The following is a 20,060-nucleotide window of genomic DNA, read 5'->3' as shown; positions in this document are numbered from 1 at the left end:
CACTGGACCCCGGATCACATCCGGGGTGACGGAGAGCTGGGCGGCAGCTTTGGGGGCTTTGGTCGCCCTATCCCTTGCCGGACGTGTGCGGCTTCACGGCGCATACTGCATAACGGTGCTGCAATCCCCGCAAAATGCCTTTCAGCAGACTGAAATTTTTCGCCTGGGCACGATGAATGGCCTGAAGTTCCTGATCGATGGCAACGGGTTCGAAGCCGATCTCACGCAACAGCGCCGCGACGTCACCAGCTCTTGCACCCTGTGAAAAATAGACCCGCGAGAGAATGCTGTTGAAGGTGTTTTCCGGATCCGCCGGCTTGTGCGGCTGGTCCGGCTTCACAAGGCCGATGCTTTCCAGACCCGCCGCCAGCTTCTTGACCAGTCTTTCGCGCCAGCCGGTGTTGACGAAATCGCCATCGACAATGAGCAGGCGTCCACCGGGTTTCAAGACACGGAACCATTCGGCAAAGCTCGCCTTCGGGTCCACCAGCGTCCAGACCAGATGGCGGGTGATGATGACGTCGGCGCTTTCGTCCGGCTCCATCGTGTTCTCGGCGTCGCCGACAAAAAAGCGGATATTGCGCCCACGGGTTTTCGCCTTCGCCCTTGCAAGCTCCAGCATGGTTTCCGACCAATCCATGCCGGTGACCTGAAAACCGAGATCGTCCATCAGGTGCGAGATAACGCCGGTGCCGCTAGCCAGATCCAGCGCTTTGCGGCCTTCTCCCTGGCCCAGATGCTTCAAAACCAGCGCGTGCCAGGCCTTGCGCTCTTCTTCGGAGAAAATCTCATGTCCGGGAGAAAGGTCGAAAGTCGCGGCGCGGCCGGACCAATAGGTTTTGATTTCGTCTCTCAGGCTGTCGTTTTTGCCATAGTGGATAGTGTCGATCATCGGTCTTCAGCTCACATACCGGTCAGTTAAGAATGGCTCTAAAACATAAAACTTGACTAGTATAGTCAGAAAATAATACAGCCGCGCCAGTCAACACTGGAGAGCAATATCCGATGCGCATCTCAGCCAAATCCGCGGCACTTGCCCTTGGCCTTCTCGTATCCGCAGCGTGGCCTGCATTGGCCGAAAAGGTCACCGTCAAGGATGTGACCGGCCGCGACGTGGAAGTCAATGTGCCCGTTTCGCATGTGATCCTCGGCGAAGGCCGTCAGATCTATTTCCTGGCCGCGCTCGACAAGGAAAACCCTTTCCAGCACGTTGTCGGCTGGCGCGACGACTTGGCGAAAGCCGACCCGGAAACCTATGCGGCCTATCTCGCCAAGTACCCTGATATTGCCAAGCTGCCGACCTTTGGCGGCATGAAGGATGGCACTTTCGACATCGAGCAGGCCATTTCGCTGCAGCCAGACGTGATCCTGATGAACATCGATGCGAAGACCGCCACGCAGGAAGCCGGTTACATCGAGAAGCTCGAAAAGGTCGGCATCCCGCTCGTTTACGTCGACTTCCGCGAAAAGCCGATGGAAAACACCGAGCCGAGCATGCGTCTGATGGGCCAGCTGACCGGCAAGGAAAAGATCGCCGAGGACTTCATCAAGTTCCGCGCTGACTCCATCGCCAAGGTCACCGATACGCTTGAAAAGGCCAATCCGAAGAAGCCCGTCGTGTTCGTCGAACGCGCCGGCGGTTATTCCGACGATTGCTGCATGTCCTTCGGCAACGAGAATTTCGGCAAGATGGTAGAACTCGCCGGCGGCATCAACATGGCCAAGGACATCATTCCCGGCACGTTCGGCAACGTCAATCCGGAAGAGATCATCGCCTCGAATCCGGAACAGATCATCATCACGGGTGGCAACTGGAACGGTTATGTTCCCGGCGGCAACTGGGTCGGTGTCGGTTATGGCGCGGATATGAAGGAAGCCCACCGCAAGCTTGAAAACCTGACCAAGCGCCCGGCTTTCACCGGGGTACAGGCGGTCAAGAACGGCAATGTCCACGCCATCTGGCACCAGTTCTACAACAACCCGTATCAGTTCGTGGCCATTCAGGAAATCGCCAAGTGGCTGCACCCGGACCTCTTTAAGGATCTCGACCCCGAGGCGACCTTCAAGGAGCTGCATGCCCGCTTCCTGCCGCTCGACTACAAGCCCGGTTACTTTGTGTCGCTGAAGGACACGAAATAAGACAGGGACGGTGAAGGGGAGCGCCGTCCGATCGATGGATGAAGCCGCAGCCATGCGGCTTCATCATTTTCTTTTGGAACTAAGAGGACTTCTCATGCGGCTTAACGCTCTCAGGCATCTTGCGGTGCTGGCTTTGTCTCTTCTCGCTTTTCCGGCTTATGCCGGAGAAATCACCGATGTCACCGGACGCAAGGTCGAACTGGACCTGCCAGTCAAACGTGTCATCGTCGGCGAGGCGCGCCAGATCCACGTCATCGCGGCGCTCAAGGGCGACCAGACCTTCGACACCATTGTCGGCTGGCGTGACGATCTCCTCAAGAAGGACCCTGACAGCTACGCCGCTTATGTCGAGCGCTTTCCGCAGATCGAAAAACTGCCGCGCTTCGGTTATGTGCCGCAGGGCGATTTCAGTCTGGAAACGGCCATTACCCTTTCGCCTGACGTGATCACCCTCAATCTGGAAGCGGAAAAATCCGCCAAGGAAAGTGGTTTCGAAGAAAAGGCCGCCGCCGCCGGAATCAAGATCGTCTATCTCGATTTTCGCATCGATCCCGAAAAGAACAGCGAAGCCTCGATTGAAATTCTCGGGAAAATGTTTGGCGCGCAAGAGCGGGCAAAGGAATTCATCGCCTATCGCCGTGCAGAAATCGCCCGCGTGACCGACCGGCTCGCCAGCGTCAAGGACCTGAAGCGTCCCGGCGTCTTCATCGAGCGCGCGCCCGGCATTTCCGGTGAGGACAATTGCTGCCGCACCTTCGGCCCGGTCAATTTCGGCGCGATGGTCGATCTCGCTGGCGGTCATAATATTGCCGACGGCATCATCAAGACGACGTTCGGCGATCTCAATCCCGAGCAGCTCGTCGTTGCCGATCCGGATCATGTCATCGTCACCGGCTCAAACTGGGCGGCTGAATCCGACATCAACCAGTTCGTTCCCGTTGGACGCGGAGCCGACATGGCTCTTTCCAGGAAAAGACTGGCAAACCTGATGAAGCGCACGCCGTTTCCGGAACTGAAGGCTGTCAAACAAGGCAATGTCCATGCCGTCTGGCACCAGTTCTACGGCGCGCCCTACGAGTTCTTTCCGATTCAGCAATTCGCCAAGTGGTTCCACCCCGAGCTCTTCGCCGATCTCGATCCCGAGAAGAATTTTGAGGAATTTCACCGGAAATTCCTGCCCGTCACCTACAAGCCAGGCTACTTCGCATCCCTCGAAAAAGGTTCGAATGAATGAGTTCGTTGAATGAAAGCGCCGTTGGCGTGAGTGGGCGCGATCAATATCGCGCCCTTGCTGCGCGAAGGATCGTTATTCTCTTCGGGCTTTTCATCGCCCTTTGTTTCAGTATGGCTGCCGACATGGCACTTGGGCCGGCGCGCTACACGATATCAGAAGTTCTGGCGACGATTGCCGATCCGGCTGCTGCTGCAAACCAGCTTCGGGTGGTGATATGGGATATCCGCATGCCGATTGCGCTGATGGCGGTCACCGTCGGCGCGTCGCTTTCGGTTGCGGGCGCACAGATGCAGACCATCCTGTCTAACCCTCTCGCCAGCCCGTTTACGCTCGGCATTTCGGCCGCCGCCAGTTTCGGCGCCGCGCTGGCCCTTGTTGGCGGCGTGGCGATCTTTCCCGGTGCCGTCCAGTACATGGTGCCGATCAACGCCTTCATCATGGCGATGATTGCCGCCCTGTTCATTCATTTTGCCTCGACGATGCGCGGCGTTACCGTGGAGACTATCGTCCTTCTCGGTATCGCGCTGGTGTTCACCTTCAATGCCGCATTGTCGCTGCTTGAATATCTGGCCTCCGAACAGGCGCTCGCTGCCGTCGTTTTCTGGACCATGGGCAGCCTGACCAAGGCCACGTGGGAAAAGGTCTATATCACCGGTGGTATTCTTCTCGTTACGGTGCCGATGTTCATGCGCAGCGCATGGGCGCTGACGGCGCTTCGGCTGGGTGACGACAAGGCAGCCAGCATGGGCATCAATGTGCGTCGGCTGCGGCTGCAGACCATGCTGACGGTCAGCCTTCTTGCCGCGATTCCGGTTTCTTTCGTTGGCACCATCGGTTTCGTCGGGCTTGTCGGCCCGCACATAGCCCGCATGGTGGTGGGCGAAGATCAGCGGTTCTTTCTGCCGGGCTCGGTGATCTGCGGGGCGCTGCTGTTGTCGGCAACCTCTGTTATCAGCAAGATACTCATTCCCGGCGCAATTCTGCCAATCGGCGTCATTACGGCGCTGGTTGGCGTACCGTTCTTTTTCGCGCTCATTTTCGGCAACAGGAGACGCGCATGGTAGCGCTCGCATTGAAGGATGTCGGCGCTGCCTACGGCCGCACGACTGTTCTCTCCAAAGTCGGCATCGATACGCTGGAAAGCGGCAGCGTCACGGCGGTCATTGGCCCGAACGCTGCTGGCAAGTCCACGCTTTTCAAGCGCATCGCCAGCCTGATCTCCGGTCCCGGGCTTGTCGAGTTGTCAGATACGGCACGCGGCAACCGGGCCATCTGCTACATGCCGCAGGACACCGGCGCCAACGCCGTGCTGACGGTTTACGAATCCGTGCTTCTGTCCGCCAAGCAGGGCGGCGGCTGGCGTGTTCACGACGATGAGCTGTTCGAGATCGACGCCATTCTCAAGGCGCTGAAAATCCACGATCTCGCCTTCCGGGGGCTCGGCGAATTGTCGGGCGGTCAGCGGCAGCTTGTGTCGCTGGCGCAAGCGCTGGCCCGCAAGCCGGAGGTGCTGTTGATGGACGAGCCGACATCCGCTCTCGATCTCCACCGGCAGGTCGAGGTTCTGGGGTTTGTGACCGACCTTGCCCAGAAGACCGGCATGATCGTGCTGATCGCCCTGCACGACCTCAATCATGCGCTTCGTTATTGCGAGAATACAATGGTGATCGCGCGCGGCGAAATGGTGGTGAGCGGCAGCACCGAGACGGTGATAACCCCGGCCATGCTGCGCGATATCTACCGCATCGATGCGCGCATCGAACCCTGTTCGCAGGGCAGACCGATGGTCATAGTCGACGGCGCTATCTGACGCTATCACAGGACCCGGCCGCGCCTGCCGCCGGGTCTGCGAGTCTCCGGCTGTTGCAGGACCCGCGACCGCACAAATTCTTGATAATAATAGTCATGAAATATCTGTTCGGTCGAGAGTTTGGGTGCTAGAGGTTTAGACGGTAAAACTGCTTTGTCGTTTGGAGGCTTGCAGTTTCGTTTATCCTTGAAATTTCTCTCGGTTGAGACATGGGCATACGGGAAGATGACAAGCGTTATAACGCTTACGTCGCGCACAGGGTTGACCTGATCAAATACGCCACGCTTATTTTAGGGTCGCGGGCGGACGCGGAGGACGTGGTTCAGGAGGCATTCCTGAAATTCGTTCCCGAAGGTTCCGGCAATCCTTCCAACCTCAAATCCTATCTTTTCCGCATCGTCCGCAACCTCGCCCTCGATAATCGCCGCCGCAACCGGCAGGACCTGCGGGAGCGGCCCGACGATACCCCATTCTGGGGCATACCGCAGGGTCACGGCACACCCGAAGAGCATGCCCTGTTCTGCGACGAGGTCCGGCAGATGCAGACTATTTTGGCCTCTCTGCCGGTTCAGGCGCGTGTGGCATTGGAAATGCATAGATTTGGCGGCTACAATATGGAAGAGATCGCCCGTCACCTCGGCGTATCCGTGGCTAGCGCCCACCGTCTGATTAAGAGTAGTATTGCCGCCATTACCAAAGAAATGCAGTAAAATAGCCTTTATTGTTTCATCTTGTGAAAAAAAGTTCTCCCTCAAACGTCTTTATAGCAACACGGAAGACGAGGCATCTCCTCCGCCCAGTCAAAGGAACTGACAGGCTCAATGACCATTGATCCCGATAAAAAAATAACATTGCCGACCGGGAAGGCGGAAGAGGCTGCCGACTGGCTGATACGCCTGCAGACGGGTTCGGCGGAACCGCGGCTGAAGGCGGAATTCGATCGATGGTTGGCTGCTTCGCCGGCAAATCGTCTGGCCTGGGAGCGGACATGCAAGACTTGGCGGAATCTCGGTCTGGTCGAGCCGGGTTTAAAGAGCCTCTGGGAAGACGCGCCGCACCTTCCTGGCGTTGCCGGAAAACAGGCATCGCGACGGCGCTGGTCCTTGCGGCATTATGCCGGCATGGCGGTGGCTGCAGCGTCTCTCTGTCTTGCGGTGCTGTTCGTTCCCACGCTTTTCGTCCATATCAAGGCCGAATATCAGACCAGCACTGCGGAGAGCCGCACCATAACCCTTGAAGACGGCAGCAGGGTGCAGCTTGCCGCGGCAAGTGCGCTTACCACTGATTTTGCCAATGGCCGCCGTAATGTGAAGGTGCTGAAGGGCGAAGCTTTTTTTGATGTCGTGCCGGATAGCGACCGTCCCTTTGTCGTGGAGGCCAAAAACCTGACCGTCCAAGTGCTTGGCACGGCTTTCGATGTCGACATGACGGATGGCGTGACGCAAGTCGCGCTTGCGCATGGTTCCGTGGAAGCTTCCTTCCGCAACGCGCCACCAACGCGGCTCGTTCCGGGTGAGATGTTGGTTGTCGACGCCTCCGGTGCGATCCGGAAAGAAACCGTTCCTGTCGAGGATATTGGTGGCTGGCGCAACGGCGAGCTTTACGTTGTGGATGCGACGATCGGTTCTGTCGTCGAGCAAATCCAGCGGTATCATCCCGCATGGCTGACGATGGCGGACAAGACGCTTGCAGAGCAGCGGGTGACTGGCTTCTACAATCTTCGCGATCCGGACCGTGCGCTGGAAGCATTGGTGGAACCCTATAAGGGCAAGGTGCATGCAATTGCCAATACTGCCCGCATCATCACCCGTTTCTGAAGCGCCATAAAACAAAAAATCATATTTGTTTTCAGTCGCTTATTAAAAATTTTCCGAAACCCTGAAAAAAACCGCCGAGGCAATCGTCTTTTTGTTGAGTAATCCGGTCAAGATATAGCCGGAGCGAAGACAGGAAGACAAAAGCAGTATGCGCCTCCAGATACGTATAAACGGTTCAGGGAAAAACGCGGCAAAGCCGGCACGTATGACCATGCTTTTGGCGACAACGGCGGTGGTCGTTTCAATGTCGGTACCGGCTTTTGCGCAGAGCGGACCGAATGCCGTCAATGGTCAGCGCCTCGGTGGCGAGCAGGGTGCAACGCGGCCTTTTAATATTCCCGCCCAGCCGCTGTCCTCCGTTGTCGGCGCTTTCGGGCGGCAATCCGGTCTGCAGGTTACGCTTGCCACACCGTCCGCCGGCAATGTGCGCACCAATGCCGTTACCGGCAGTTTTACGGTGCGCGATGCGCTGTCCCGGCTTCTGGCCGGCACGGGCGTGAATTTCCGGTTTGCCGGAAATGGCAGAACCGTCGTCATCGGCTCGGGGCAGGCCGCTGCCGATCTTTCCGGGGCGGAAGGCACGACCGTTCTGGAAGAAATTACCGTGACCGGAAAAACCGGACGCAATTCCATTGCCGGCACCGGTTATCAGGGAACGCCCGACTGGGTTTATGAAACACCCGCCAGTGTCAGCGTCGTCAGCCGCGAGGCGATCCAGTCCGCCGGCGTGCGGAACACGCGCGACGTCTTCAACCGCGTCTCCGGCGTCTATGCCGGTGAGGGCAACGGCAGCTTCCCTACCGTTTCGCCCAATGTACGTGGCTTGCAGGAAAGCGGCCGTGTGGTCGTCTCCATCGATGGTGCGCGGCAGAATGCGCAGCGTGGTTTCAGCACCGGTGGTGCCTCGATTTATTCTGCCAATAACGGCCAGGCCTATGTGGATGTGGCCTTCATCCGCGCCGTCGAGGTGGAAAAAATGACCAACGCCACATCCGGCAATGCCGGTTCGCTGGGCGGAAAGGTCGAGTTCCGCACTGTCAGCGCCGTCGATCTCATCCCTGAGGGTGCAAACAAGGGCGGAGAGGTGAATGTTTCCCGCGGTACCAATGGTTACGATTTTCAGGGTTCGGTTCTGGCTGCTGTCCGAGAGCCGGATGGCCCTCTCTCCTTCGTTGCCGGTTACAGCCGCACGATCATGGATGAATACAAGATCGGCACAAGAGGCGAGGCACGAAGCACCGCATTGACGATGAAGGACCTGCTCGGCCGGGACGGCTGGTCGAGTTTTTTCAAGGGGGAAGGTGACTTCGGGGATGTGAAAACGTCTCTGTCATGGATGCATCAGCAGAATGACTTCGTGCAGGGTGCCGCCGAACAGATAGACCGGGAGAGCGTGCGTAACGACAGTATCGTTGCCAAGCTGGACTGGGATCCTGAAAGCGAACTCATAGACTTCAAGTCTTCGCTGTGGCTGAACGACAATATGACGCACGAGTTGCGGTCGGCGCGCAAAGGATATGCTGTTGAAACGAACCTTGATATGGGCCTGCGCAGTTTCGGCGGCAGCCTGGAAAATACCAGTCGTTTCGACACCAAGGCGGGTGCGCTCAGCCTGAATTATGGGGCCGAAGCCTTCCGGGATATAGCCACATCCGTTGCTATGAGCTCCAAGATCAAGGAAAACCCCTCCTTTGCTACCAGCTACACGGCTTTCAGCCCCGCCGGGCGGCGCGATGTCGCGAGCCTGTTTTTAAACGGTGAGCTGGAGCCGGCGGATTGGATCACGCTAAGTGGCGGCGTGCGTTACGACTGGTCACGCCTGAAGGGATCGGCGACTTATTACAGTACCCGCAGCTATCTCGTAGACACCTCTGTCCCTTGCGATCCAGTCGGCAACCATTACACACCTCTCGACTATTTCAATCAGGTGTTCCTTCCCGCCAACCCGTCCTGGGCTGCGCGCTACGCGCTTTATCTGGCGCGTGCCTGGCCTAATGCTTCGGCAGGCTGCATGCCTGGAACTGGCACAACCACGCCACCGATACCTGTTACCGAATACCCGGCGCACAATGTCGATATCGATCGCACCTACAGTGCCTGGCTACCCTCCGCCACGATTGAACTGAAACCCGTCGACTGGTTCCGTCCCTATGTGAGCTATTCCCAGAGCCTGCGTCCGCCGACAATTCTCGAGGCTCTCTTTGCCGGTGCCCGTCCGGGGGACAGCCCCGGATATGAATATGCCCCGAACGCATCCCTGCGGGCCGAAAAAGCCACCACTTACGAAATCGGCGCGAATATGAGCTTTGACGGTGTGCTACTGGACCACGATTCCGTGCGCATCAAAATGGCCGCCTTTCGCCGTGAGGTTAAGGATTATATCGCTCTCGGTTATCTCGTCACGGATCAGGTGGCGGATCGGACCTATACCAGCTTCGTCAATCTCGACGGCACGACCTACATGCGTGGGCTTGAGTTCGAGGGCAATTACGATGCGCGAAGCTTCTGGCTTGGTGGCTCGGCGACGCTGCTGAAGACCGATTGGCCGGACAAAACGCAGGTTTTCTCTAACAGCACGACCACGACAAGCGGCGAGATCGTCGCATGGCCGGGTGACGTTGCACCCAAGGTAAAGCTGACGCTCGATGGCGGCATGCGTTTCTTCGAGGAAAAATTCTCTTTGGGCGCACGGCTGAACCACGTCACGCCGACCCAGTCCCGTTCGCTCGATACGGAGGGTAATCTGCGTGAGTTAACCGATCCCTACACGACGGTCGACCTCTACGGCTCCTATGCCTTCAACGACAGGGCGACGCTTCGTTTCGCGGTCAACAACCTGACGGACCGCAAATACATCCCGGCAGCGAGTGCCTATACGGCCCCGGGCCGCACCTTTATCGCGACGATGAACGTGAAGTTTTGATGTGCGTAAGAAATTCTCCGGGCTGGGGTTGCAGCCCGTCCCGGAGATGAAACGCCTTCGTCACATGACCAAGGTATCCCTATTGGCCAGCAAAGGAGTACACCTATGGCTACCACAATTCAACTGACGCAGTCTTCCTCCGACCTGATCGGTTACCTCAACGGTTGGACGAGCGGTTTCGGTTCGACCTATGGTGCGTTCTACGACGCTCAGACCAGCTCTCTCGCCACCACCACTATCGATCCGAACACGACCTATGAGGCGTGGGGCGATGGCAGCAACGGTGGCAAGGGCATCGTCATGAGCGGTGCCCTGCAATACTCCCAGGGCAACCTGACGGGTTCGGTCGACAGCATCGTTCTCGGCACCGGTTACAGCCAGTCCACCAGCGGCATCGCCGTCAGCCAGCAGGAACTGCTGATCGATCCTGATAGCTCCTATTCGCTTGCAGGTGCGCGCGATCTTCTCGATCTCGCCGTTTACCAGCTTGCCCGTTTCGGCTCTCTGGCCGGCTTCTATGACTACTTCGCGGCCACCGGCACGGTGATCGAGGATACGGCCGCGTCCAACACCCTGACGGGCTTTGCCGGCGCGGACACCTTCGTATTCTCCGGCGGCAATGACGTCGTGAATGCTGGCCCGACCGGAACCTACGGTTATCAGGATGGTACGGATACGCTTGATGTTTCCGCCTGGGGTGCAACTTCGGTGAATGATTTGTTGTGGTATAACGATAACGGAAATGCCGTTATCCTTTCGGCAGCAGACACGTCCGTATCCATCACGCTCAACGGTGTCGATGCAAGCGTACTCGACGCATCGGACTTCATTTTCGCCAGCGCATCGGCGCTTGCCGCTTAAAGGAAAATCAGGCTGTGGGCTTTCAAAACCACCAGCAGACACCGCCGCAGTCCCTCACTGCGGCGGTTGTTTCGCCCCTTAAAAGCACGTTTCTCGGTGTGGCGCTCGTCAGCGGTGTGGTCAACATCCTGGCGCTGACGTCACCCCTGTTCATGCTTCAGGTTTACGACCGGGTGCTGGCCAGCGGCAGTCTGCCGACACTGGTCGGGATCGCCATTCTTGCGCTCGGCCTCTACGGCTTCCAGTGCCTGCTCGACATCATCCGCGCCCGGGTCCTGATCCGTATCGGCGAGGACTTCGACATGCGCTATTCCGGCACGGTGCATGATGCGGTGGTGCGCCTGCCGCTCGTCAACCGTATGCCGGGGGACGGCCTGCAGCCGCTGCGCGATCTCGACAATGTGCGCGGTTTTCTGTCTGGCACGGGGCCGACCGCCTTTTTCGATCTGCCTTGGATGCCGCTCTATCTCGGTATATGTTTTCTGTTTCATTTCTGGATCGGCGTGACAGCTCTTGCCGGTGCCGTTCTGCTCATATCCCTCACCATCTTGACCAATATGTTCTCGCAGAAGCCGATCCGCGACACCATGGTCGAAAACATGGCGCGCAACCGGCAGCTGGAAGCCTCGCGCCGCAACGCCGAAGTCGTGCAGGCCATGGGGCTCGGCGGCCGGCTTGGCAAACGCTGGCAAATCTCCAACGAGGCTTATCTCGCCGCCAACCGCAAGGCGGGCGATGTAGCCGGCGGCCTCGGCAATATCGCAAAATCCCTGCGGATCGTGCTGCAATCGGCCATTTTGGCGGTCGGCGCATGGCTGGTCATTCAGCAGGAGGCCTCAGGCGGCGTGATGATCGCCAGTTCGATCATGATGGGCCGGGCTTTGGCGCCGGTCGATCTCGCCATATCCAACTGGAAGTCCTTCGTTGCCGCCCGCCAGAGTTGGGCGCGGCTGAGGGAGCTTTTTGCGCAGATGCCGGTAACGGCGACCGCAATGGCACTGCCGCAGCCTGAGAAAGAATTGAAAGTCGAAAACGTCACCATCATTCCACCGGGAGCGAGAAAACCGACCGTCGCGGGCCTTGGTTTCGTTATGACCGCCGGGAACGCGCTCGGTGTCATCGGCCCGTCCGGCTCGGGAAAATCCACTCTTGCGCGCATTCTCACCGGAGCCTGGATGCCCGCCGCCGGCAAGGTGCGGCTTGATGGTGCGAGCTTCGATCAATGGGATCGCGAAGCTCTCGGCCGCCATATCGGTTATCTGCCGCAGGGCGTGGAGCTTTTCGACGGCACGATCGGCGAAAACATTTCCCGTTTCGAGGACAATCCCGATCCCGACGCAATCATTGCCGCTGCGAAAGCCGCCGGTGCGCACGAACTGATCCTGCGCTTCGAAAAGGGTTACGACAGCGATATCGGCGAGGCAGGATCCGCGCTTTCGGCAGGACAACGCCAGCGTATCGGTCTCGCGCGTGCGCTTTATGGCGATCCCTTCATCGTCGTGCTGGACGAGCCGAATGCCAATCTCGATGCGGAGGGCGAGGCCGCCGTCGTCAGGGCGATCGCGTCGGTCAAGGCGCGCAACGGTATCGCTATCGTCGTCGCGCATCGGCCCAGCGCGATCGGTGCCGTCGATTTCATTTTGATGATGGAGGAAGGGCGGATGAAAGCCTTCGGTCCGCGCGACGAGGTTCTCTCGAAAGTGCTGCGCACTCCGAACGCTCAAGCGGCGAAAGGTTTCACCGCATCCGCCCACACGGTTTCACCATTGCGTGTCGTCGCGAATACCCAACCTAAGACGGTGGCGCTGGAAGAGAGTGGCGAAGAGAACAGGCAGAAAGGAGATACGGATGTCAAAAATTGACCAGCGCACGCAAGTGTCCCGCTCCATCCGCAAACATCTTCTTGCCGGTCTTGCCGCAAGCGTCGCACTGCTGGCCGGCGTCGGCGGATGGGCAGCGACGACAAATCTTGCTGGCGCGGTCGTCGCGTCCGGTCATCTTGTGGTCGATTCCTATACCAAGAAGGTACAGCACCCCAAAGGTGGCGTCGTCGGTGAAATTCTGGTGAGCGAAGGTGGCAGGGTAAAGGCCGGCGACGTCGTCATGCGTCTCGACGCCACCCAGACCCGCGCTAATCTCGCCATAGTGACCAAGCGGCTGGATGAGCTGAGCGCGCGCATGGCAAGGCTGGAGGCCGAGCGGGACGATCTGCCGGAACTCGTTTTTCCACAGGCTCTGGTGGCGCGCAAGGACGATCCCGATGTTGCTTCCGCCATGCGCAGCGAAACTAGGCTGTTCGAATTCCGCAAATCCTATCGCGAGGGGCGCAAAGCACAGCTTGTGGAGCGTATCACCCAGTTCGAACATGAAATCGAAGGGTTGAGGGCACAGGAAGTCGCCTACGACAACGGGCTTGCGGTTTTGCAGGCTGAGATCACCTCGCAGAAATCCTTGCGGGAGCAGGGCATCGTGTCCGTGCAGCGGCTGAACAGTCTGCAGACCCAGGCCGCGACATTTGGCGGTGAGCGCGGCGAAAAAATCGCCTATCAGGCGCAGACGGCGGGCCGGATCACCGAAACGAAACTGCAAATCCTGCAGATCGATCAGGAACTGCGCACCGAAGTGGGCCGGGAACTACGCGAGATACAGGCGCAGACGGGTGAATATGTCGAGCGGAAGGTCGCTGCCGAGGACGAGCTGAAGCGTATCGATATCATCGCGCCGCAATCCGGCATGGTGCATGAAATGGCGGTGCATACCGTGGGCGGCGTGGTGACGCCGGCCGACCCGATCATGCTCATCGTGCCTGATGGGGACGAACTGGCGCTAGAGGTGCAGATCGTGCCGAAGGATATAGACCAGTTGCAGGTAGGGCAAAAAGCGATGCTGCGGATGACCGCGTTCAACCAACGCGTCACGCCGGAACTGGAAGGCCATGTCAGTCGCATCGCCGCCGATATCACCACCGACCAGAGGACCGGCCTCTCCTATTATCTGGCGCGGATTTCCATACCGGTTGCCGAGCGGGAAAAGCTGAACAATGCGCCGCTGATGCCAGGCATGCCTGCCGAGGCCTTCATCCAGACCAGCGAGCGCACCGCGCTGTCCTATATCGCCAAGCCGCTGACGGACCAGATCAACCGCGCCTTCCGGGAGGAATAGGTTTGGGACAGGGAGCGGGCTTTTCTGATCGGCAGTCACGACTTGAGATCAAAGCCAGCCCAGCGCTTTCGCTGCGCGGATCGCTTCCGCGCGTCGTTTGCAATCCAGCTTGCGGAACAGGTTTCCGAGATGGAATTTTACCGTCACTTCCGAGATGTTGAGGGTCTGCGCGATCTTCTTGTTCGACATGCCGCTGGCCAGCAATTGCAGCATCTGTGCTTCCCGCTGTGAAAGCCCGCCATGCAGAGCGCGTGCCTGCGGCGAGTTGACCGAGGCGGCGAAAATCGACAGCGCGGTCCGGACATCGGAAGAGGTTTCGATGAAACCGCGGATACGGCGATTGTTCAGAAGCGGCGACAGGAATATGCGCTCCTCCGACAGGACGCCGTTGCAGCCAAGGCGCGTCGCCGATTCAAGTGCGTTGAGGATATGGGCGCGGGCGCCGGCACTGTCGCGACGCTGGTGCGCGGCATAGCTCTGCCATATTCTGAGTGCGACTTTTTCGCGGTTGGTGACCTTGGGGTTGGCGATCATTGCATCCATCTGCCGGGAGAGATAGGCGCGCGGCGTGAAAAGATGTACCGCGTCGCGGAGCCAGGCCATCACATAGGCGATTTCGTCGCGCCGCGTGAGCCGGGCAAGGTCCTCATTCGCGCTCTCCACCCAGTTGCGACCCATCGGCATGCGAATTGCCGATAGCGTCGCTGCCGCATCCGCCCAGCGGTTGGCGTTCTGGTAGGCGATGGCTGTTCTGATCTCCATCATCGCATGGAATTGCAGCCCTTCCGAAAGGTGAATCCACAGGCCGTCGAGAAAGCCCGGACGAACGGTCATCGGAAAATGATCGATCAGCACCTGCGAGGCATAATGCAGGGCAAACTGCATCAGGCTCGGCCATATCTCGGCGGCGGCGAAGTGGTCGAATTCATGCTCGACGAAGTGCAACAGGTCGCGCGGTTTTCCCGCCTCATAGGCAAGGCAGGCTTCCGCCAGCCGCAGCATTCGGAACTCCTGCGCGGCGTCGTGTGGCACCTGTTCCAACCTCGTGCGCGCATCCTGTGCCGCGCGACGGGCCAAGAGCACATCACCGCTCATCAGTCGCAGGACGATCTGGTGCAGATGGATGAAGAATTCGAGCAGCGGCTGCCCGCCCATCTTGCGCAGATAGATAAGCGCGCGGGCGGCGGCGGCCTCGGCCTCGCGAAAATTACGGCGGCGGATTTCGAATTCCAGCAGCGCATTGTAATAGGCCGCCCATTTGCCGTGATCGTCCATGGGGTAATCGGCCATGAATTCCCCGAGGCGCGTTATCACAGCGTCATTGGGGGTCAGGTCTTCGGCAATCATCAGGTTCAGCCGGAAGGTGCGGGCGGCAAAGGAAAAACGCGAACCGCGGGCAAGCACCTTGAGTGGATCGAGATAATCCGAACCGAGGCTCTTGCCAAGCAGATGGCGCACGCGTTGCAATTCGCCCTGTTTCAGCAATGCGCGGGTGACGGCGAAGAGGACTGTTTCATTCGCCGCGATCATGTCCTGCGAAAACCGCATGATGATCTCGCGAAACCTGTCGACGCTGCTCCTGTAGATCAGTTCGCGTCCATGGGCGCGTTCTAGGATTTGCGCGGCGTGGGTCTCATAACCGCGGTCAAGCAACATGGCCATTGCCGCAAGCGCCCGCCCTTCCTTCTCGAATGCGGAAGCGACCTCTACCACTGCCCTGCCAGCCTGTAATGTGGCGAGACGTTCTCCCGCTGCCACGGTCAGAAGCCTTATCAGTGTGTCGTGTTTTTCGGGGTTTGCGATCAGGAAGGGCGGCAGAAGTTCTGCCCATTCAGCGTCGGGTTCTGCCGAGGGATTTTCCAGCCAGAGCGAAAGCGCGACCGTCTGGGCCGGTGACAGATGCGGCAGATAATTTTCCCGCAGATAGTCGACGCATAGTTTTTCGTCGGCGAGGCGAGCGAGAGACAGAAAGGCCGGCCACCCCGCATAATCATTGAGCGCCAGACGCTTCTGTTCTGTTGGAAGGCCCGCGGTCTCATCTTGGCCAAAGGCCAGTTCATGCGCTCCGATCGTCAGCGAACCACGATGCAATATTTGCCGCGCCAGCCCGCTGATACGTTGATCCGGACGGCAGGCGATGACCACGAAACGCACGGTTTCCAGAATAGGGGCGGGCATGCGGACCGCGCGTGCGAAGACCGGCACATCCCAAAGTAGATAGCCTTTTGCCGCCTCATCACTTCTGGGCTGGTGCGTCCGGCATACCTCGGTCCCCAGCTCTTGTGCCAGCAAGTCCATGAGAACGCTTTTCCCGGCGCCCGCCGGCGCGCGCAGAAAGATCACGCCTGCGGTTTCGCTGGCGATACGGCGGCAAAGTGTGGTGCGCGGCAGAAGCGTCATTCAGACAGGGATAGGAGATCTGAATTCAAAAACCTATACTCATTTATCAAAAAACTATACCTTTCTGCGATTGTTCAAAAGGACATGTGGTGAAAACTTGTGCTCAGGAAACTGATGCACAAGGAACGGTCCACCGATGCAGCAACATCCGCTGGTCGCGATTTTGAACAGGCTAGGCGCTTTCGTGCTGGTCATGATCGCCCTGTCCATCATGATTTTTGCTCTAGCCCGTGTGGTGCCGGGTGATCCTGCCCGCATGGCGCTCGGCCCTGCCGCAACACAGGAACAAGTTGATGCGCTGCGTGGCGAGATGGGTCTCGATAAGCCGCTCGCCGCCCAATACCTCGACTATATCGGCAACGCCCTGCACGGTGACCTGGGCTTCTCGCTGGTTTCCCAGCGCCCCGTCACCACCGATCTGTCCCAGACCGTTCCTGCGACCGTCGAACTGGTTCTGGTCTCAGTCATCTTCATGTTTGCCGTCGCCATCCCGCTCGGCGTCATCACCGCGCATTACCGCGACCGTCCGCTCGACCATATCGGCCGTATCCTCTCGCTCACCGGCGTGACGATCCCGAGCTTTCTGTTTGCCATCACGCTGCAATTGCTGGCCGCTCGCTTTCTCTCCGGCTGGCCGATCATCGGTAGGATCGATCACTCACTTGGCTGGCAGGGTGGCCCGACGGGCTTCATCCTGATCGACGGTACGCTTGCCGGACGGTTCGATGTGGTGCTGGATGCGCTGAAGCACCTTGCGCTGCCGGCCTTTGCGCTCTCCATGGCCGGTATCGGCCAGATCACCCGCATCACGCGTTCCTCGATGATCGAGAACCAGCGCAAGGATCACGTGCTCACCCTGCAAAGCTTCGGCGTGCCGGAGCGGGTCATCATCTTCCGTTATCTGCTGAAGCTTTCCTCCATCGCCCCGCTGACGATCATGGGGCTCGAATTCGCCTCGCTGATCGGCAATGCCTTCGTGATCGAAATGGTCTTCGCCTGGGGCGGATTCGCATCCTACGGGCTGAACGCCATCCTTCAGAAAGACCTCAATGCCGTGACTGCCGTGGTGCTGGTGGCCGGCCTGTTCTTCATCGTTGCGAACCTGATCGTTGATGTCCTGATCTCGATCATCGACCCGCGCCTGCGCCGCAAGGAGGCTCGCTGATGGCTGATATGAAAATGCTCGAACCCACCGATCGGGGCTTAAGCGCCGGTTACATGATGTGGTACCGCTTCAGCCGCAATCCGGCAGCGGTCATCGGTTCGCTGATCCTGTTGTCGGTGCTGGTTCTGGCGATCTTTGCGCCCTGGCTTACACCCTATCCCAAACATATCGGCGCGGTCGTCGATTTTCGTTCCCGCCACATGCCGCCGGATCTGGAGCACTGGTTCGGAACCGACAAGGCCGGACGCGACATCTTTTCCCGAACTGTCTTCGGGCTCAGGGTCTCGCTTCTTCTCGTCATTGGCGTGCTCGGCATCTCGGTCCCGGTCGGCACCGTACTTGGCCTGGTCGCCGGTTATTTCGGCGGCTGGACTGAAAAAATCATCAGCGGCCTGACGAATGTGATGCTGGCCATGCCGCCGCTCGTCATGGCGCTGGCGGTCTCCAACCTGCTGGAACCCACCTTGATGAACGCCATGATCGCGATCACGCTTCTATGGTGGACCTGGCATGCGCGGCTGATCTATTCGGTGTCGAAATCCATCGCATCCGAGGACTATATCGAAGCGGCACGTCTTGCAGGTGCGGGTCCGCTGCACATTCTCTTTCGCGAAATTCTGCCCAATTGCGTCTCGGTCATATCAGTCAAGACGACGCTGGATGCGGCTTTCGTCATCCTCTTCGGCGCGACGCTCAGTTTCCTCGGTTTCGGCGTCAAGCCGCCAACCCCCGATCTCGGCTCGATGGTTGCCGACGGGCGCCAGTTCATGCCGGATTTCTGGTGGGAAGTCCTCTGCCCCGGCGCGGCCGTGCTTTACGTGACGCTGGGTTTCAATCTGCTGGGCGACGGCCTGCGCGACATGTTCGACGTGGAAAGCTAAAGCCATGACTGAACCGCTTCTCAAAGTCGAAAACCTCAACGTCACCTTCACCAATTACGGCCGCACGCGCCAGGTGCTGCGCGATGTCGCCTTCACAGTCTCAGCCGGCGAGCGGGTGGCGCTGATCGGCGAAACCGGATCGGGTAAATCGGTCACCGCCAAGGCGATCATCGGCACTTTGCCAAAGAATGCCACTATTGCCTCCGGCGCCATCGTCATCGACGGGCGGGATGTGCTCGCCATGCCGCGAAGGGAACGCGAGGCGCTGAAGGGAACGGCGTTTTCGCTGATCATGCAGGACCCACTGTCTTCCTTCAATCCGGTCTTCAAGATCGGCACGCATCTCGATGATGTCATGCGCTTTGCCGACAAGCGCAACGGCATCAACTCGTCCAAGGCAGAGCGCCGCACCCGTATCGCAGCGGTTCTGCGCCGCGTGCAGCTTGGCGATACCGAGCGGGTCATGAATGCCTATCCGTCCGAGCTTTCGGGGGGCATGCGCCAGCGCGTGTTGATCGGGCTTGCGCTGCTGCATCAGCCGAAGCTCCTCATCGCGGATGAGCCCGGCACGGCGCTCGACGTCACCACGCAGGATGAAATTCTCAATCTCATCAACCAGCTGGTTGCCGAAGAAAATATGGCCCTGCTGATGATCACCCATAATCTCGGTGTCGTACGTAAGGTGGCGGATCGGGTCGTGGTTATGCACCATGGCGATATCGTCGAGACCGGTCCCTGCACGCAAATCCTGCACGCTCCCGCTGCGGATTACACGCGGTCGCTGCTGGATGCGGTGCCGCCGCTCTACGGTCCGCGTGTCGCCGATCTTGCGCAGAGCACACGCTCGCCGATCGTTACCATCGAGGGACTGAACAAGATTTACGGCAGACGCAACGGTTACCACGCCGTGCGCGATGTGAACCTGACGCTGAAGGACGGCGAAATTTTCGGTCTTGCCGGCGAATCCGGTTCTGGAAAAACCTCGGTCGCCCGCATGATCATGGGACTTTCGCGCCCGACCTCCGGCAATCTTGTCATCGACGCCCCATCTCCCGGGCGTGGCAAGCGGCTGACGCAGATCGTCTATCAAAATCCGGGCACTTCCCTTAATCCGAAGCGCACGGTCAGGCAGACGCTTACCCTACCGTTGAAATCCATCGGTATGGACGGTGAGGCGCGCGAACGCCGGATGCAGGAACTGATGGGGCTGGTGCGATTGCCGCAATCCTATCTCGGTAAATACCCGCATGAACTTTCCGGCGGACAGAAGCAGCGTGTCGCCATTGCCCGGGCACTCGCGGCTGAACCGAAGATCCTCATCCTCGACGAGCCGACGGCGGCGCTCGATGTCTCCGTGCAGAAGACCGTTATCGACCTTCTGCTGCAGCTGCGGGAAGAGCTTGGCCTGACCTATCTGATGATCTCGCACGACCTGTCGCTGATGCGCAATTTCTGTTCGCGCATTGCCATCATGCTGCGTGGCGAGATCGTCGAGGAAGGGGTGACGTCTGCGGTTTTCGCCGAGCCAGAGCATCCCTACACCCGCGCCCTTATTGCGGCGATCCCCGTCGTCACCGACGAGGAAGAGCGCCTGAAACCCACCGTGACGGAGGAAGAGCGCATGCGCTTCCTCGTAAAAACGACCGATTGATAAAAGAGGAGCCTGAC

Annotated in this window: 15 protein-coding genes; 13 read left to right on the top strand and 2 right to left on the bottom strand. The window is 59.0% G+C overall.

The annotated features are described in order from the left end of the window. Positions 1-67: 67 nt before the first annotated feature. Entirely contained in the window at positions 68-892 is an 825-nt protein-coding gene (locus CRP02_RS05750) for a class I SAM-dependent methyltransferase (protein WP_097170517.1), read from the bottom strand. 113 nt (positions 893-1,005) lie between these two features. On the opposite strand from CRP02_RS05750, the gene CRP02_RS05745 reads away from it, so the two are divergent. From CRP02_RS05745 to CRP02_RS05700, 10 genes are all read left to right on the top strand, one after another. Then, a complete protein-coding gene (locus CRP02_RS05745) occupies positions 1,006-2,139 on the top strand; it encodes an ABC transporter substrate-binding protein (protein WP_097170516.1) in 1,134 nt (377 codons plus the stop codon). Between the two features lie 94 nt (positions 2,140-2,233). Further along, on the top strand, positions 2,234-3,373 hold the full coding sequence (locus tag CRP02_RS05740; RefSeq protein ID WP_097171259.1) for an ABC transporter substrate-binding protein: 1,140 nt from the start codon (positions 2,234-2,236) through the stop codon (positions 3,371-3,373). Then, positions 3,370-4,437 (top strand): FecCD family ABC transporter permease, encoded by a 1,068-nt coding sequence (locus CRP02_RS05735; protein WP_097170515.1) that lies wholly within the window; start codon positions 3,370-3,372, stop codon positions 4,435-4,437. The genes CRP02_RS05740 and CRP02_RS05735 overlap by 4 nt, the downstream gene beginning before the upstream one ends. Beyond that, complete coding sequence (locus tag CRP02_RS05730; RefSeq protein WP_003511038.1) at positions 4,431-5,183, top strand: ABC transporter ATP-binding protein; 753 nt, start codon at positions 4,431-4,433, stop codon at positions 5,181-5,183. Before CRP02_RS05735 ends, CRP02_RS05730 begins: the two co-directional genes overlap by 7 nt. Before the next feature lie 209 nt (positions 5,184-5,392). Next, positions 5,393-5,893 carry an RNA polymerase sigma factor gene (locus CRP02_RS05725; RefSeq protein ID WP_097100091.1) on the top strand — a complete coding sequence of 167 codons (501 nt, stop codon included), beginning with the start codon at positions 5,393-5,395 and terminating at the stop codon, positions 5,891-5,893. Positions 5,894-6,004: 111 nt separating this feature from the next. After that, the gene (locus CRP02_RS05720) at positions 6,005-7,000 is read left to right on the top strand and encodes a FecR family protein (RefSeq protein ID WP_097170514.1); all 996 of its coding nucleotides are present in this window, start codon (positions 6,005-6,007) and stop codon (positions 6,998-7,000) included. Positions 7,001-7,148: 148 nt separating this feature from the next. Then, a complete protein-coding gene (locus CRP02_RS05715; RefSeq protein ID WP_097170513.1) occupies positions 7,149-9,923 on the top strand; it encodes a TonB-dependent receptor in 2,775 nt (924 codons plus the stop codon). A gap of 105 nt (positions 9,924-10,028) precedes the next feature. Further along, complete coding sequence (locus tag CRP02_RS05710; RefSeq protein ID WP_097170512.1) at positions 10,029-10,784, top strand: hypothetical protein; 756 nt, start codon at positions 10,029-10,031, stop codon at positions 10,782-10,784. A gap of 14 nt (positions 10,785-10,798) precedes the next feature. Beyond that, entirely contained in the window at positions 10,799-12,646 is a 1,848-nt protein-coding gene (locus tag CRP02_RS05705) for a type I secretion system permease/ATPase (RefSeq protein WP_097170511.1), read from the top strand. Further along, positions 12,633-13,946, top strand: coding sequence for an HlyD family type I secretion periplasmic adaptor subunit (locus CRP02_RS05700; protein ID WP_065662568.1), 1,314 nt, complete (start codon positions 12,633-12,635; stop codon positions 13,944-13,946). The genes CRP02_RS05705 and CRP02_RS05700 overlap by 14 nt, the downstream gene beginning before the upstream one ends. A 48-nt stretch (positions 13,947-13,994) precedes the next feature. On the opposite strand, the gene CRP02_RS05695 is transcribed toward CRP02_RS05700, so the two are convergent. Next, the gene (locus tag CRP02_RS05695) at positions 13,995-16,346 is read right to left on the bottom strand and encodes a helix-turn-helix transcriptional regulator (RefSeq protein ID WP_179783949.1); all 2,352 of its coding nucleotides are present in this window, start codon (positions 16,344-16,346) and stop codon (positions 13,995-13,997) included. A gap of 136 nt (positions 16,347-16,482) precedes the next feature. Between CRP02_RS05695 and CRP02_RS05690 the strand changes: the two genes are divergently transcribed. From CRP02_RS05690 to CRP02_RS05680, 3 genes are read left to right on the top strand one after another with little or no spacing between them, the layout of a single operon-like run. Further along, positions 16,483-17,511: an ABC transporter permease gene (locus CRP02_RS05690; protein ID WP_097170510.1), complete on the top strand. Its 1,029-nt coding sequence runs from the start codon at positions 16,483-16,485 to the stop codon at positions 17,509-17,511. Further along, a complete protein-coding gene (locus CRP02_RS05685) occupies positions 17,511-18,392 on the top strand; it encodes an ABC transporter permease (RefSeq protein WP_013761626.1) in 882 nt (293 codons plus the stop codon). The genes CRP02_RS05690 and CRP02_RS05685 overlap by 1 nt, the downstream gene beginning before the upstream one ends. Before the next feature lie 4 nt (positions 18,393-18,396). Further along, positions 18,397-20,043, top strand: coding sequence for an ATP-binding cassette domain-containing protein (locus CRP02_RS05680; RefSeq protein ID WP_097170509.1), 1,647 nt, complete (start codon positions 18,397-18,399; stop codon positions 20,041-20,043). The last annotated feature ends 17 nt before the right edge of the window (positions 20,044-20,060 follow it).

It is taken from the genome of Rhizobium sp. AN5 (assembly GCF_900215255.1).
Classification (GTDB): Bacteria; Pseudomonadota; Alphaproteobacteria; order Rhizobiales; family Rhizobiaceae; genus Agrobacterium; species Agrobacterium tumefaciens.
The sequence above is the reverse complement of the archived record's forward strand: the minus strand, read 5'-3'. Positions and strand labels throughout refer to the sequence as shown.

Coding starts and splice junctions, on each gene's coding strand:
- CRP02_RS05710 (WP_097170512.1), top strand. CDS start 10,029: ATGGCTACCACAATTCAACTGACGCAGTCTTCCTCCGACCTGATCGGT.
- CRP02_RS05745 (WP_097170516.1), top strand. CDS start 1,006: ATGCGCATCTCAGCCAAATCCGCGGCACTTGCCCTTGGCCTTCTCGTA.
- CRP02_RS05690 (WP_097170510.1), top strand. CDS start 16,483: ATGCAGCAACATCCGCTGGTCGCGATTTTGAACAGGCTAGGCGCTTTC.
- CRP02_RS05750 (WP_097170517.1), bottom strand. CDS start 892: ATGATCGACACTATCCACTATGGCAAAAACGACAGCCTGAGAGACGAA.
- CRP02_RS05735 (WP_097170515.1), top strand. CDS start 3,370: ATGAGTTCGTTGAATGAAAGCGCCGTTGGCGTGAGTGGGCGCGATCAA.
- CRP02_RS05685 (WP_013761626.1), top strand. CDS start 17,511: ATGGCTGATATGAAAATGCTCGAACCCACCGATCGGGGCTTAAGCGCC.
- CRP02_RS05720 (WP_097170514.1), top strand. CDS start 6,005: ATGACCATTGATCCCGATAAAAAAATAACATTGCCGACCGGGAAGGCG.
- CRP02_RS05725 (WP_097100091.1), top strand. CDS start 5,393: ATGGGCATACGGGAAGATGACAAGCGTTATAACGCTTACGTCGCGCAC.
- CRP02_RS05700 (WP_065662568.1), top strand. CDS start 12,633: ATGTCAAAAATTGACCAGCGCACGCAAGTGTCCCGCTCCATCCGCAAA.
- CRP02_RS05740 (WP_097171259.1), top strand. CDS start 2,234: ATGCGGCTTAACGCTCTCAGGCATCTTGCGGTGCTGGCTTTGTCTCTT.
- CRP02_RS05680 (WP_097170509.1), top strand. CDS start 18,397: ATGACTGAACCGCTTCTCAAAGTCGAAAACCTCAACGTCACCTTCACC.
- CRP02_RS05695 (WP_179783949.1), bottom strand. CDS start 16,346: ATGACGCTTCTGCCGCGCACCACACTTTGCCGCCGTATCGCCAGCGAA.
- CRP02_RS05715 (WP_097170513.1), top strand. CDS start 7,149: ATGCGCCTCCAGATACGTATAAACGGTTCAGGGAAAAACGCGGCAAAG.
- CRP02_RS05730 (WP_003511038.1), top strand. CDS start 4,431: ATGGTAGCGCTCGCATTGAAGGATGTCGGCGCTGCCTACGGCCGCACG.